Source organism: Streptomyces sp. NPDC013455, assembly GCF_040632975.1.
In the GTDB taxonomy this organism is placed as follows: Bacteria; Actinomycetota; Actinomycetes; order Streptomycetales; family Streptomycetaceae; genus Streptomyces.
This window is the reverse complement of record NZ_JBEYCX010000036.1, coordinates 1-14,696: the sequence shown is the minus strand read 5'-3', so window position 1 is coordinate 14,696 and position 14,696 is coordinate 1. Positions and strand designations below refer to the sequence as shown.

10 protein-coding genes are annotated in these 14,696 nt (G+C 73.1%); 4 read left to right on the top strand and 6 right to left on the bottom strand.

Features of this window, described 5'->3' with window-relative positions; translation table 11 throughout:
* The first annotated feature begins 357 nt into the window (after positions 1 to 357).
* Positions 358 to 1,911 (top strand): alpha/beta hydrolase, encoded by a 1,554-nt coding sequence (locus tag ABZ576_RS33230; RefSeq protein ID WP_360749476.1) that lies wholly within the window; start codon positions 358 to 360, stop codon positions 1,909 to 1,911.
* Between the two features lie 467 nt (positions 1,912 to 2,378).
* Here ABZ576_RS33230 and ABZ576_RS33225 read toward each other — a convergent pair whose 3' ends face one another.
* Together ABZ576_RS33225 and ABZ576_RS33220 are read right to left on the bottom strand one after the other, a co-directional pair.
* Positions 2,379 to 2,846 carry a hypothetical protein gene (locus tag ABZ576_RS33225; protein ID WP_360749473.1) on the bottom strand — a complete coding sequence of 156 codons (468 nt, stop codon included), beginning with the start codon at positions 2,844 to 2,846 and terminating at the stop codon, positions 2,379 to 2,381.
* A 608-nt stretch (positions 2,847 to 3,454) separates the two neighbouring features.
* Positions 3,455 to 4,135, bottom strand: coding sequence for an NAD(P)H oxidoreductase (locus tag ABZ576_RS33220; RefSeq protein WP_360749470.1), 681 nt, complete (start codon positions 4,133 to 4,135; stop codon positions 3,455 to 3,457).
* Between the two features lie 106 nt (positions 4,136 to 4,241).
* On the opposite strand from ABZ576_RS33220, the gene ABZ576_RS33215 reads away from it, so the two are divergent.
* Complete coding sequence (locus tag ABZ576_RS33215) at positions 4,242 to 5,180, top strand: AraC family transcriptional regulator (RefSeq protein ID WP_360749466.1); 939 nt, start codon at positions 4,242 to 4,244, stop codon at positions 5,178 to 5,180.
* Positions 5,181 to 5,359: 179 nt separating this feature from the next.
* Here ABZ576_RS33215 and ABZ576_RS33210 read toward each other — a convergent pair whose 3' ends face one another.
* Entirely contained in the window at positions 5,360 to 6,241 is an 882-nt protein-coding gene (locus ABZ576_RS33210; RefSeq protein WP_360749463.1) for an NAD(P)-binding domain-containing protein, read from the bottom strand.
* Positions 6,242 to 6,324: 83 nt separating this feature from the next.
* On the opposite strand from ABZ576_RS33210, the gene ABZ576_RS33205 reads away from it, so the two are divergent.
* Positions 6,325 to 7,320, top strand: coding sequence for a helix-turn-helix domain-containing protein (locus ABZ576_RS33205; RefSeq protein WP_360749461.1), 996 nt, complete (start codon positions 6,325 to 6,327; stop codon positions 7,318 to 7,320).
* 353 nt (positions 7,321 to 7,673) lie between these two features.
* Positions 7,674 to 8,273, top strand: a complete 600-nt coding sequence (locus tag ABZ576_RS33200; protein WP_360749458.1) for a hypothetical protein — start codon at positions 7,674 to 7,676, stop codon at positions 8,271 to 8,273.
* Between the two features lie 131 nt (positions 8,274 to 8,404).
* Here the strand turns inward: ABZ576_RS33200 and ABZ576_RS33195 are convergent, their stop codons facing one another.
* The 3 genes from ABZ576_RS33195 to ABZ576_RS33185 all read right to left on the bottom strand — a co-directional run bounded on the left by ABZ576_RS33195 (position 8,405) and on the right by ABZ576_RS33185 (position 14,602).
* Positions 8,405 to 11,311, bottom strand: coding sequence for an AAA family ATPase (locus tag ABZ576_RS33195; RefSeq protein WP_360749455.1), 2,907 nt, complete (start codon positions 11,309 to 11,311; stop codon positions 8,405 to 8,407).
* Positions 11,312 to 11,449: 138 nt separating this feature from the next.
* A complete protein-coding gene (locus tag ABZ576_RS33190; RefSeq protein WP_360749452.1) occupies positions 11,450 to 11,656 on the bottom strand; it encodes a hypothetical protein in 207 nt (68 codons plus the stop codon).
* Between the two features lie 126 nt (positions 11,657 to 11,782).
* The gene (locus tag ABZ576_RS33185) at positions 11,783 to 14,602 is read right to left on the bottom strand and encodes a type 2 lanthipeptide synthetase LanM family protein (protein WP_360749449.1); all 2,820 of its coding nucleotides are present in this window, start codon (positions 14,600 to 14,602) and stop codon (positions 11,783 to 11,785) included.
* Positions 14,603 to 14,696 lie beyond the last annotated feature (94 nt).

The window sequence follows — 14,696 nt, the reverse complement described above, 5'->3', positions numbered from 1 at the left end:
CCGCGGCGACGCGGTGGAACCTCCACACGGGCGATGGGCCCACACCCACACGGGATGCCGGCCGCCAGGGCAGATGACCTGGCGGCGGCTGAGGCGGGCTCTGCGGCGCGCCCGGGGTGCACGGCCGCCACACGGCCGCCACCGCACACCCGGCAGCCGGGCGTCCAGCACACGCCGCGCTGGACCGCAGGAGGAGTCGTGTGAGCACGGGGCGGTCTGCATGTACTGGGCACACTCGCGAGCCGGGCTGTCGGAGGCGGCTTGTACCCTGCACTCATTCGACGATCGGACGATCACGGATACGGGCATGCGGGCACGGGGCCTGGACGTCCAAGGGCGGGAGCGCGGGGCATTTCCATGAGTGACGCAGATCCGATACGAAGCCATAGACCGGGCCTCTCGGTCGGTGCGCGGATCATCGCCGGGGTCGTCCTCGCCGTGATCGGGGTCGTCGGCGCCTGGCTCCGGCACGACGCTCTCGGCCGGAGTGCGGAGCCGCGTACGGAGTTCACCGCGAACAATCCGCCGGCCGGTCTGCCCACCGCGCTCACCACCGGCCAGCACCTCCACTGGTCCCGCTGCACCTCGCCGCCCACCGCGCGCACGGGCTACGACTGCGCCACCATGAAGGCCCCCCTCGACTACCGCACACCAGACGGCAGGACGATCGACGTCGCCCTGATCCGCCGCAAGGCCACCGGCCCGAACGCCCGGCGCATCGGCTCGCTCGTCCTCAACTTCGGCGGCCCCGGCGTGTCCGGCGTGAGCGGACTGCCTGAACGCCTCAACCAGTACAAGCCGCTCCTCGACCGCTACGACCTGGTCTCCTTCGACCCGCGCGGCGTTGGCGCGACCATCCCCGTGCGCTGCGGGAAGACCGCGGACGACACCGGCTACGACGGGGCCGACGCCTGCGCCGAGCACTCCGGGGCGCTCCTCCCGTACATCGGCACCTCGCACACCGCGCGCGACCTCGACCTGATGCGCTACCTCCTCGGCGACGAGCGGCTGCACTACTTCGGCGTCTCGTACGGAACGGCGCTCGGCGCGGTCTACGCCCACCTGTACCCGTCGCACGTCGGACGGCTCGTCCTCGAAGCGTCCATCGATCCGACCGAGGACCTCGACGAGGAGCAGCTGTCGCAGGTCAAGGCGGTCCAGGCAGCGTTCGACCGGTTCGCTGCGCACTGCGCGGCCAGTATCCGCCACTGCCCGACCGGCGACGGGCCCGAAGAGGCCGCGCGACGCATGGCGCGCCTGGCCGACCGCCTGGAGAAGAAGCCCGCCCCGGCCGGCGGCGGAAGGTACCTCGACGCGGACGACCTCGCATACGCCGTCAGCGACCATCTCGACCTCGGCACAGACGGATGGTCGCCGCTCGCCAAGGCCCTCACCGCGCTGATCGACCACAACGACGGCCGTCCGCTGGGCAAGGGCGCGGACGACATCGGCTCCGCCGACCACGCGGCGACCCCGCGCGACAGCAGCCGCGCCGCCCGGACCGCGATCACCTGCGCGGACTCCAGCCTGCGCCCCGGCTTCGAACGCCTCGACAGGGACGAGGCCCGCATCAAAGCCGCCTCACCCGTCTTCGGCGCGGCCTGGTCCACCGGCGTCTACCTCTGTTACGACTGGCCGTTCGACGGCGAGCGCGCCACGCCCCAGGTGAACGCCGACGGCGCGGCCCCCGTCCTGGTGGTCGGGGGCACCGGCGACCCGCTCACCCCGTACTCCGGCGCCCGCCACATGGCCCGCGCCCTGGGCAAGGGTGTCGGCGTGCTCCTGACGGCCGAGGAGGAGGGCCACGGCACATACCCGCAGAACCGCTGCGTCACGGAGACGGTCGACCGATACCTCCGCACGGGCCGCACCCCGGCCCCTGGGACCGTGTGCCGGGGCAGCATGTCCTGAGGCCCCGTACGGATCCGCCGGGCAGCCGTCAGCACACCGGTTCGCTCGGAGGACCCCTGGCATGGCTGCGTAAGGCGGGATTTCCGTCGCCGGGTCGATCGCCTGGCGCGTGATCGCCGACGGATACCGCCCCGGTCGCTTCGACGTCATGGAGCCCTCGTCCGCCTCGCAGGAATGGCCATGATCACGTACGCCCCGACGGGAACCGGCCAGCGCAGCAGCAGGTCGTTCCGCAGGTTGTGCCAGCCGGACCTGCCAGCACGGACGTGCTGCGACTGCATGCTGTCCAGTGCACCCGGCCGGAAGGTCGGCGGCTGGCCCGCCTGGGACTCCGCTGCATCACCCCGCGGCCCTGCCCCGCATGCGGCACCGAGACGGAGGTCCTGCTGACCATCGCCAGGTTCAGCGCGTGTGCCATCGAACGCGGGTCACCACGGTGTGGGCCTGCCGGAGTGAGTGGCTCGACGTCAACGCAGCAGTTCCTGCAGGGTCGCGCGGATTCCGGCTATCCGCTGCCTCCAGGCCGCGCTGCGCAGGGTGGCGAAGTCCCATGCGACGACGGGCTCGGCGCCACTCGCAGAGTATCCGTAGACCGAGGAGGCTATGTCCTCGGTAAGGAGGTGGTCGTAGTGGAACGACCCCTCGAAGCCGGCCCAGGCCACGGCTCGGCCGTCCGCGCACAGGCGGCGCAGGGCCTCGCACGTGTAGGTGGACAGGACGAGAGAGGTGTCGCGGAAGGTGAGGTCGTACGACACGAGGCCGAGCGACGCGATCACTGGCGGCTGTTCCTGCAGCACGTAAGGGTGCACCTCGTCGGGTGCGCGTCCGGCGAGGTGGAACGTCTCCGGCGGCAGCGGTTCGTTGCCCGCCCCGATGACGAACAGGGTCACCATGGCGGAGCCTGCGAAGCAGAGACCCTCTTGTACCTCGTTCACGGTCTTTCTTTCTTGCTGTGCACGGCTTGGCGTCCTCAGTCTCGCAACGGCTTGGCATCCTCAGTCTCGCAGGGGAACGAGGCGTGCCCCGGGTCTCTCCGCCTCCGAGGGTGCGTCCTGTGTGCCACCGGGTGCCGTCGGAACTCGGGTTCTGGCTCGCTTTCCGTGATGCGCGCACGCTGAGTGACGGCTGGTGCTCCGATCAGGCTTCGGGAAGTTGCCTGAGAATGACAGCGGGCTGCCGACGCGGCTCTGTACGACGGCGAGCACTCGGGCCGCGCGGCTGTCGCCTCGCCCCCGCACACCACGGTGCCGTCCCACAACGGCCGCCGCGCCGGGCGCCCGGGTACGGACGTTCGGGAGTACGCGCGGATGGGCCTCGGCGGTATCACCGCGATCGTCATCCACCTCGTCGGCATCGCCGGGCCGGCCACCATCGCCACTCGAGGCCAACGGGCGCTTGGCGACCCGTTCGACAGCAAACGCACACGCGGCGTGCCGTCAACGCCCTGGGGTGCACCCCTGCCGGGAAGGCCTTGGAGCACCAGCTCGGCCTCTGGCATTCGGCACCCACAGGTCGTCCACGACCACCTGCGTTGCCCCGGCGGTCAGGCTGCCACGAGTCCCTCGGCGACGAACTTCTCCACGAACTCCCGTGCACGTCGGTCGAAGTCGGCGTACTGCGCCTCTCGCTCGGCGCCCGCGACCGCCTGGCCGATCAGGAGGTTGCCTTCAGGGTCGACGCGCTGCGGGCGCTCCTCCGCGTCGGTGAGCAGGCCGACGGAGGAATGGGAGAAGCCGCAGTAGTAGGCGATGCCTTCGCTCAGATGGGTTTCGAGGACGGTTCGCATCCCCTCCACGATGGGGTCGTCGGCAGCGGCGCCGGCGAGGCCCAGCCACAGCATGCGCTTGCCGGCGAGGCGGGGCTTGCTGCGGCCGTAGGCGAAACCGTAGTTCCATACACGGTCGATCCAGCCCTTGAGGATGGCCGGCACGCTCTGCCAGTACACCGGGAAGACGGCGACGACGACATCGGAGTCGAGGATGCGCCGCATATGAGCGTGCGCTTCGTCCGAGTACGCCTTGTCCCTGTTGCCCCAGTCCGGCTGATCCGACGTGGTCATCCGTGGGTCGAACCCCTCGGCGTGCAGGTCGAGCAGGTCAATGCGGTATCCGGCGGCTTCGAGCCGGGCGGCGGCACGGCGGGCCGTGTTCGCGGTGAGGGAATCGGTGCGGTGGTGTGCGACGACCACCAGGGCTGTCCTGGCGTGGCTGTCGTGCTGCGTCACGGTGTCTCCCGGCTGAGATCTCGGTCGATTCGATGAATCCAGTACAGCCGCGATCACATAGATGATCCATGGGAGAAACGCTCCGGAACATAGGAGATCGTCTACGATGCGTCCCGTGGACCCATTGAGTTCGTTACTGAGTGGCATCCGGGCCGAGGGCTCGGTCGTCAGCCACGCCGCACTGACGGCGCCCTGGGCCATCCGCTTCACCGACGACGCACCACTCACCATGATCAGCGTGCTGCGCGGCGGGGGCACCCTGCTGCTGCCCGACGGGACCGAGCGAGCGGTCGGCGTGGGCGATACCGCCATCGTGCGCGGCCTCGCACCGTTCCACCTCGCGGACCATCCCACCAGTGTCCACAACTCCCACGCGGCGTACGAGATCGCCTGCTTCACCACGGACGCCGAGTGCACCGACCGGCAACTCGGCGGTATCCACTGGGGCACTGGCCCGGAGCAGGCGACCGCGCTGATCGTGGGCGCCTACCGGGCCTCGGGCCACCGCCACGAGCGGCTTCTGCGCGCCCTTCCGCCCGTCCTGGTGATCAAGGAGGACGTTGAGGTGTGTGCCTGGCTTGAGACGGCCGCCGCCGACGCCGCCCGTCTCTCCGCCGGTTCCCAGGCGCTGATGGACCGGCTCCTCGACTGGGCCCTGGTGTGTACGTTGCGCACCTGGTTCGAACAGGCCGGCGGTGACGCGCCCAGCTGGTACCGGGGCCTCGCCGACCCAGTCCTCGCTCCCGCCCTGCAGGCCTTCCACGACCGGCCCGCCGAGGCCTGGTCGGTGGCGTCGCTGGCCAGTCGAGCCGGCGTCTCCCGGGCGCTGTTCGCCAAGCGCTTCACCAAGCTGATGGGTCGCCCGCCTCTCGCCTACCTCACGGAATGCCGCATGGACGAAGCCGCGGCGCTCCTGACCGACACCGACCTCAGCATCGCTCAGATCGGAAGGTCAGTCGGCTATGCCGACGCTTTTGGCTTCAGTGCCGCGTTCAAACGCCACAAGGGCCTGAGCCCCAGTGCGTTCCGCGCCGCAGCGGCATGAGGTCCCGTCCGGCGGCCAGCGAGCGGTGTGGAGGCGGTAGGCGGGCAGCAAGCCGGGCGGAAGCATCCCGCCCGCCGTGTTCGTGCGTGCCGCGCTCGCGGTCGGGCCGGGCGACTTGCCCTGCCACGGCGAAGGGCCGTCACTCCCCGGCGCAGTGACGGCCCTTCGTCCCTTCGTTTCTACTTCTTCCGGAACTCCTCGATGATCCGGGCATAGCTGTCCCCGCCGTGGCCCGCCGCCGCGGCGGCCCGCATCAGCTCCAGGTGCAGCTCCGGCAGGCGGGTGTCGACGCCCCGGTCCGCGCTGGCGTGCAGGAGATGGCCGATCGCCGCGATCTGGACGTCGATGGTGGCGTCGTCCCCCGGGTAGACGCCCGCGTCGATCTGCTCCGCGTACCCGGTCATGAACCAGGCGACCGTCCTCAGCCAGCGGTTCGCGACCGCCGTGAAGTCCCGGGCCGCCACCCCGTCCGCGCCGGCCAGCGCCGTCGCGTGCAGCCAGCCGCCGAAGACCGACCACATCAGGCCGAGCAGTCCCGCGTCGTAGAGGGACGCCAGCCCCGGATCCGCGCCGAGGCCGACCGGGTCGCCGAGCGCGGCCAGGGTGTCCTGGTGCGCGGCGAACAGCTCCGGGTCGCCGCTGTAGAGAACCATGTTGGCCGGGTCCCCGACGCCGGGCGGTGTCGTCATGATCCCGCCGTCCAGATAGCCGGCGCCGTGCTCGGCGGCCCACTCCGCCTCCGCCCTGGCCTGTTCCGGTGAACCCGTCGTGAGGTTGACCAGCACCCGGCCGCGCAGCCGGCCGGCGACCGGGGCGAGCAGCTCGCGCACGGCGACGTAGTCCAGGACGCACACCAGGACCAGCTCGCTCGCTTCCACGGCCTCGGCAACGGAGGCGGCGTGCACCGCCCCGCGGGCGGCGAGCGGTTCGGCCCTGGCAGCGGTGCGGTTCCAGACGGTGGTGGGGTGGCCGGCGGCGAGCAGGGCGCCGGCGAGGGCCGCGCCCATCTGGCCGAGGCCGAGGACGGTGACGGAGGGCTTGTCGTTCACGTGGTCGTTCATGGCTTCACGCTCTCAGCGGCGGAAACCGGCCGACAGTGGCAGGACTGACGCTGCCCGCACCATTCCTGCCATAGGGTCGCGGTATGCGTCCAGGAGTCGTCGCCGTCGCCGTCGTACCGGATCCCCGAGTGGGCACCTCGCTGTGGGAGCTGTACGAACTCTCCCTCGCCTGTGCGGTCTTCGGCATCCCGCAGCCCGATCTCGCCGACCCCTGGTACGAGCTGCGGTTGTGCGGAGAGAGCGGCGACGCGGGGGTCTTCTCGGTGCGCGCGGACCACGGACTCGACGGCCTGGCCGGCGCGGACACCGTGATCGTGCCCTCCGTCCCCGACGCGGTCGTGGAGGACGGAGAGGAGGTGCCCGCCGAACTCGTCGAAGCGCTGCGTGCCGCCGCCGGCTCCGGCGCCCGGATGGTGTCGCTGTGCACCGGCGCATTCGCGCTCGCCGCCGCCGGCCTGCTCGACGGCCGGCGGGCCACCGCTCACTGGCAGCACACCGCCCAGCTCGCCGCCCGCCACCCGCGGGTCGTCGTCGACGACTCCGTGCTCTACACCGACGAAGGCTCCGTGCTCACCAGCGCCGGGGCGACGGCGGCGCTGGACCTGTGTCTGCACCTGGTCCGCCGGGACCTGGGCGCGGACGTCGCCGGGCAGCTCGCCCGGCGGCTCGTCGTGCCGGCCCACCGCGCCGGCGGCCAGGCCCAGTTCATCGAGGCGCCGCTGCCACCCACCGACGACGACAGCCTGGGCCCGGTGCTCCAGTGGGCCACCGAGCGGCTGGACGAGCCGCTGACCGTCGAGGAACTGGCGCGCCGGGCACGGATGTCGCCCCGGACCTTCCACCGCAGGCTCCAGCAGTTCTGCGGGACGACCCCGCTGCAGTGGCTGCTGCAGCAGCGGATCGCCCGCGCCCAGACGCTCCTGGAGCGCAGCGACCTGCCCGTCGAACGGATCGGCGAGCAGTGCGGGCTCGGCTCGGCGGCGAACCTGCGCCGGCACTTCGCCCGCAGCGTCGGGGTCTCCCCCACCGCGTACCGCCGGGCGTTCAGGCCCTCGGGTCCGTCTTCGACAGAGTGTTGAGGAGGCGGTCCGTCGCATCGCCGCCGGTCGAGGTGGGAGGTCGCACGGCCAGTAGAGGCGGGCGGGGCAGCCGTCCGTCCCGTGCGGGATCGCCGCGGCAGGGCCTCTCCTGCCACGGCGGTGAGGACGGTGGAGGCGGTCACTCGGTCGAACCGGATGTGCCCGATACCTGCCCACACCCGGCACGCGCGGCCTCGCAGCGCCGGGGCGGGCGGTGCCGGCAGCCGGTGGTTGCGCCGGGCGTATCTCGTTGCCTGCTCATGACCCGCGCTGCGCGCACGGGGCGGCTGTCCCCGCCGACGCGGGGTATCAGCAGGCCACATGAGGCAGTTCAACGGGGAAGGAATCGGCTCGTGACCCTGTCCGAGAGCAAGCGAGTCCAGACCACCGGTCGTGACGGCCGGGCGCCCATGACCGAGCGCGTCGGCCTTTTCCTGGGCCGGCGCTTATGGCTTCAGGTGCTTCTGTCCCTGCTCGCCGCCAGCGCGTTGATCATGCTGTTGTTCCCCGGGCGGTCGTTCGCGTCCGTGCTCCTCCGCACGGCCGTCACCTCCGTAGGAGCGATCGCCGTGCTGGTCGCCCGGCGACGCAGGGAGAAGCGTGCCGCGGGCGGCTCCGCGGACGATCTGGTGTCCCTGGACCTCGGGCTCCGCCACGGTGAGGTGCCCGACGCCCCCCGGGAACGCCGGGCCATGCGTGATCTCGTGGCGCAGCGCCTGCATCAGACGCGCCACCGCCGGGCGGCCCTGGTGCTCCTCGTGCTGCTGTTCGGCGGGCTCACCGTACTGCTGGCGCTGACCGGAGACGCCAGGCAGTCCATCGGCTTCGGGGTGCTCACCGTGGTCTTCGTGGGGTGGATGGCGTTCCAGGGGCACGTACAGGACCGGAGGCTGCGGGCGATGCGGGCCGCTCTGGCCGACACCGACGACGACCCCGCAGGGCGGGCCGGGTAGCGCCCGACACGGGTGCGGTCCGGGGCGGACGCCCTGGCTGGGCCTGAAGTACGAGGAACCGAATCGCGGGGCGCCGCCGGCCGGACCGCGGCGGTGGTGCGACGCGCCGTAGTCTCACGCCGACCCCGCCATCAAGCCTGCTCCGCCGCCAGGGCGCACAGCTGTGAGCGGCTGGACGAGCCCGTTTTGGCGATCAGGTTGGCGACATGCTTCTCGACGGTGCGCGGGGATATGTAGAGCCGGGCGGCTATGTCCTTGTTGCTGGGGCGGTCGGCCAACAGCCGGAAGATCTCGTACTCGCGGACCGTCATGCCCTTCAGGCGCAGTTCCGGCGGGATCCGGTCGCTGCCGGTGCGGTGCTGGCGCACCGGCGCGCCGATCGAGCGGAGGAGGGTCCGGCACGCGCCGGCCACCGCGGTGGCGGAGGTCTCGCGGAAGTGGTGCTCGGCTTCCCGCAGCCATGTTTCCGGGTCGCCCCAGCCCATCGCGTGGGCCTCCGCCGCGACCAGCCGCTGCCCGAGGTGGCGGGCGGTCGGGTAGGGCGCGCCCGCTTGCCGGGCGGAAAGCGCCGCGCGGCCGGCCGCCTCGGGCCGGCCCTCCCGGCCGAGCAGGACGGCCTCGGCGAGCAGGACGAAGTGGCGGTTCCAGCGCATCCGGCCCGCGGCACTGGCGGCCACCCGGTCGAGGTCACCGCGGTCGGCCCGGCCGTCCTGGACGTCGAGCAACAGGCCGAGGCCCTGCCGTCCACCCAGGTGGAAGGTGGTCGGGTTCTCGGCCTCCAGCGCCTGGAGGTCGGCGAGGTTCCGGGCCGCCAGCTCCCTGTTCTCCTCCAGGAGGGCGCAGAAGACCCGGGCCAGGCCGAGGGCCAGCGGCTCCTCGGGCGAGCCGCTTCCGCCCCAGTGCTGGAATTCGGTCAGCGTCTCCTCCATGGCGGCCCGGTCGCCCTGGTGGGCCGCGAGGACCGAGCGGGTCATCAGCAGGTAGCGGACGAGCGACGTCATCTTCAGGCGACCCGCCATGGTCAGCGTCTCGTCGCCCAGCGCCCGGGCCTCGGCGAACCGGCCGCACAGCACGTCGTGCAGGGTGAGGATTCCGTCGACGTCGTAGACGACGGTGACCGCCCCCAACCGCCGGGCCTCCGTGCGGGCCTCCTCCAGGGTGGCGGTGCTGCCGTCGTCCAGCCATCTGATGCCGCCGAGCCGGGTGAGCGCGTACATCCGCTGGAGCGGCAGGCTGTTCCGCTCGGCGGTGCTCATCGCCCGTTCCAAGCAGGTGCTGGCCTCCGACAGGTCGCGTTCCCGGGCGACCACGCCCAGCAGCTCCCATGCCTGGCAGGTGACCAGGGGCAGGTTGTGCCGCTCGGCGGTGGCGAGCGCGGCCCGGGCCAGCCGCTCGGCCCGCAGGGTGCGGTCCTGTCCGGGCGTGTCGAGGCACAGGTACGCCTCCACCACGTCGGTCAGCGCGGTGAGCGCCTCGTCCGGCGAGGTTCCCAGCAGGGCGCGGGCCCGTTCGATCTGGTTGTTGCCGTCGGCCCAGCGACCCGCCATGTAGGCGACGTGCGCGAGGCGGGTGTGCAAGGCCGCCAGCCTGGCCTCGCCCAGGCCGGCTCCGACGAGTTCGCGCAGGCTGCCCGCGAGGCTGAGCGCGCGCGTCAAGTCCCCGGTGTCGGCCAGCGCGGGCAGCAGCGCCTCCAGGGCCTCGGCGCGGGCGGCGAAGTCGCCGCCCCCCGCCAGTAACCGCTCGGCACGGTCGAGCAACGCGACCGCCGAACCGACCGCGCCGTCGGCGAGGGCACGGCGCCCTGCCTCGGTGAACAGCCGGCCGGCCCGGACGGCGTCGCCGGCGTCGGCGCGCAGGGTCGCCGCCAGGGGGCACCAGTCGCCCGGCAAGCCCGGGTTGAGGGTTTCGATCGCGTTCGCGGCCTGATGGGACAGGGCGGCCCGGGCGGACGGGGTGAGCTGCGCGAGCAGCGCCTCGGCGGTCAGCGGATGCTGGAAGGCGTACCAGTCGGGGGCGGGTTCGTCGGCGGTGACCAGCCGGGCCGCCACGCTCGCGTGCAGGTGGCTGAGCAGGCTCCGGTCGTCGAAGCCGGTCACCAGCTGGAGCACCGACAAGGGGAACCGCCGGCCCAGCACGGCGGCGGCGGAGAGCAGTGTCCGTCCCTGCGGGCCGAGTTGGTCGATACGGTGGATGGCGCCTTCCAGCAGTGCCCGGGGCATGTTGCGGCGGAGGTCGCCGGCCACCCGCCAGGTCGCGCCCTCACGGACGAGCGAGCCGCCGGCGACCGCTCCCTGGAGGAGTTCCTCGACCAGGTACGGGATGCCCGCGCTGTCCTGCCACATCTGGGTGAGCACCTCGGCTGACAGCATGCCCGGTTCGGTGTCCAGGCAGGAGGCGATCATCCGGCCGACCTCGTCGGCGTCCAGCGGTGCCAGCCGGAACACCGTCGCGCTGCCACGGCGCCCGGCTGACTCGGCGAGGCGCAACGCCTCGCCGGGTTCCGGCCGGATGGTCGCCACCAGCATGAGCGGCTGCTGTTCGAGGTTGTCGACCAGGTACTCGACGACGGCGAGGGTCTCGGTGTCGGCGTCGTGCAGGTCCTCCAGCACCAGCAGGCAGCCGTTGTCGCGGCCGGCGGAGGAGAGCAGCCGCAGGACCGCCTCGGCGAGCACCACCGTCGATCCCTGGTCGGGGGCGCCGGTGCTCCAGCCCGGGACGAGCCGGCCGAGCACCGGACGGTACGGCCCGAGGCTCGCCTCGTCCGGTGTCACCCCGCCGCGTGAGAGCGGCATCAGGGCCTCGGTGAGGGGCCGGAGCGGCACCATGGGTCCGATGGTGCTGCTCCGGCCCTTCAGGACCCGGACGCCGGCGTCCAGCGCCGACCCGATCAACTCGGCGACCAGCCGCGTCTTGCCGACTCCCCCGTCCCCCACCAGGAACGCCGTGCCTCCGCGCGACCGGTCCAGATGGCGCAACGTTTCGCCGAGCTCGGTGACTTCGGCCTCACGACCAATGAGTTGAGCTGCCCGCAGACGCATAGCTCCGGATAGTAGTCACTTGTCCCGAGCCAGCAGACCTGTTCGCGCGGGCCGTGCGTGCCGGCGGATCAGGCGGCATTGGCACGGTGGTGATGGTGGCGGATCAGGCGGCATTGGCACGGTGATGATGGTGGCGGATCAGAGCGGCACCGACACGGTGGTGATGGTGGCGGAGCCGAGGTCGACCACCACGCCGCTGCCGAGGCTCATTCCGGCCAGCGCCCGGGTCCGGGCGCATGCCCCGTTCCAGCGGACCAGTCTGATCTCGCCTGCCGGGTCGGTGACCGCCTCGGACGCGCCCGTGGCCTCGCCGTGAGCGGTACCGTTCTGCAGGAAGTGGGACATGGGTGTTCCTCTCCGTGGAGGGTCGATTCGACCTGGGATCGTTCTGTTCGTTGACTGCCGTGCTCTGCGAAAAGGTCGTCGTGGTGCCCGGGCCGCGGGCACAGGTTGCCGGCGGTACCGGGACGTTCAGTCCTGCCCTCCGCCCAGCAGCAGGACCGAGGGCACGATGTCGGCGAAGCCGAGCCGGAGCAGGGTGTAGCCGATGCCCGACAGCCCGGTGATCAGGCCCGGTGTCGGTACGTGCCCGGGTGTCCCGCAGCGGGGCCCCCAGTCGTGGAGCAGTCCGAGGACCAGGCCGGTCCGGCCGGTCAGGCTGCTCCGCGCCCCGGCATGGCCGCGCCCGGCGAGGGCGGCCACCGCCTCCGCGATGCCCAGCTCGCCGTGGCACAGGCTGAGGTCGGCCACCGGTGGGTGCTCGGTGAGCCGGCGGCTCGCGTCCCGGGCCGGGCCGTCCGCCTGCGGGCAGAGCCCCACGTCGGCCGCCGCCAGCACGACGCCGGCCATGCCGGAGCACCAGCCCGCGTCGAGCCGGTCCGCCGCCGCGAGTGCGGCTGCCAGCCTGGCCCGGCCGGCCACGTCGGCCCGCGCGCCCAGCGAGCCGCCGGCGAAGCGGGCGTGCCGGACGAGCGCCCAGCCGATCCCGGCCTCGCCCGCGGCGAAGCCGAAGCGTTCCGGCGTCCCGTCGCCGGGCCGGTCGGCCGGCGGAAGCCGCAGCAGCCGCTCGGCGATCCGGTGGGCGAGGTCGGCGGCCTGCGGCAGCCCGCGCTCACGGTGCACCGCGTGCAGGGCGGCGAGCGCTCCGGCCAGGCCGGCCGACACGTCCGGTGGAGCGTCGTCGTCGAGCGCCGCCAGCGCCAGGGCGTCGAGCGCCGTCGGCAGGCACCCGGCGAGGTCGTCGTCGACCAGGGTGGCCGCCCGTGCGAGGGCGTAGCAGATTCCGCCCAGACCTTCGAAGCCGCCCGGGCCCACGGCGCGGCTGAGCGCCGGGTCGGCGGCCAACGCGGCGACGAGTTCGGGCACGGGGGCGAGTGCCGCCCGGGCCAGCCCGGTGTGCCGGGCGGAGCCGGTGAGCGCGCCGAGCTGGGCCAGGAACAGGGCCACCCCGCTGTATCCTTGGGCGAGCCCGGCACCCATCGGCAGCACCGTCCAGCGGTCGCCGACCGCCTCGAGGCCGAGCCAGTTGACCCGCCCGTGCCCGTGGACGGCCCGGCCGGCGATCTCGTCGGCGATTCCGGAGGCGGCGGCCAGCAGCGCGGAGGGTTCCGGCAGGGCGGCGGGGGCCGGGCGGGCCCGGCGGCCCACCCGGTGGTGGGGTCCGGCGGTGCCCGGTTCCGCGGACGCCAGGGTGGCCGAGATGATCCACTCCTGGGCGCGGCGGTCGACGGTGCTCATGGCGGCGAGCTTCGCCCGTGCCGAGGCGAGGCCGGAGGTGTCCAGGACACCGTTCACCGGGCTTCCGTCCGAGGCGAAGACCTCCGTCGAGCCGGGCCGGTGGAAGAAGACGGGGACGTCGCCGTCCCACAGGTCGGCGATCTCGTACTCGATCAGGGCCTGGCGGGCCGGGTCGCCCTCCGACTCGGCCCACAGCACCGCGAACATGGCGTCCCGGTCGAGCCCGTCGCGCAGCACCTGCGGATGGGTCGCCTCCTCCAGCAGGGTGGCGTACAGCCTCGTCGGGCGGACCACGAGCCGGCCCACCGCCTCGGCGCCGGCGGCCAACGGCCCGGTCGGCTCGGACAGTTCGTCGCGGTACCGGACGACGGTGTCGTACCCGGTGCGGAATCCCGCCAGGACCGCGGCCAGCCGGTCGGCGTTCCCGAGCGCCGCCGCGTCGCTGTACGGCCGGTTCAGCGCTCCGGTGAACGGCGTCGGACGGCGTACCAGGCGCATCTCGTCCGTGCCGGCGTCCTCCCAGACCATCCGGGTGTCGGGGGATTCCGCGCCGGGTGCGCCGCCCAGCGCGGACACGTCGACCGCGCCCAGCTCGCCCATCAGGAGCTGCGGCAGCAGGCAGGTACGGTGCACCGAGGAGGCGTGCACCCCGGCGGCCGGATCCGGCCGGGTGGTCCTCCCCTCCCGCAGGGCGGGGTGCAGCAGTGTCTCGACGTCGACGAGCACGGGCTGGTCGCCGTGGGCGAGGAGGTTCTCGCAGTGCAGGTCCACCCCTTCGAGGGTGTAGGCCAGTGCGATCAGCGCGCCCTGCCGGCGGTGGAACCGGTCGATCTCGGTCAGCGAGCGGCACGTCCGGTGGTCGATGTACTCCAGCCACCCGTAGCCGTCCCCGGCCACCCAGCGCGGGGTGCGCGACGCCAGGCCCGGTGCTCTGGCGTCCAGCCAGCCGGCCATGTGGTCGAGCAGGGCGTGCTGGTCGACCGGGCGCGGCTTGTACACCGCGCTGCCGCCGCCGGCGAACCGGAGCACCGCCACCGACCTGCCCTGCTGGTGCAGGTCCCCCAGTCCCAGCTCGACGGCGGCCAGCGGGCCCGGGTCCCGCCCGCCGAACAACGTGTCGGCGAGCTCCCGCCGGTCGGCGGCGAGCCGGGTCAGCAGCTCGGCGCCGGACCGGGCGGTGTGCCGGCAGGTGCGGGCCAGCAGACGGGCGAGCACCGGGTATCCGGCGAACAACCGGGTGAGACCGGCCCGGGTGCCCGCCCGGGCGGCGAAGTCGGCGAACCGGGCCGCCGCGGTGGCGCCGGACAGGTCGTCCGCGGCCCGCGCGGTGGCGAGTTCGACGACCAGTGTCCGGGCGGCCGCCTTGGCCAGCCGTCGTGCCAGCCAGCGCGCGTACTGCGGGGCGAACACCGCCACCTCGCCGGGCTCGGCGCCGCCCGCGCCGGCTTGTTCGAGCAACTCGGCGACGGCCGCGGCCACCAGGGGGCGCAGCACCGGCTGGAACACCGCCGCGCCGTCCGCCGCGTCGGCGGGTGCGGTCGCCGCGGCTCCCACCAGTCGCCGTACCCGTCACGACAGCCGCCAGCACGCCGACGGCCAACGCTGCCACGTCCGCTTCCACCGCGCCCCCGTATCACACGGATTTCCG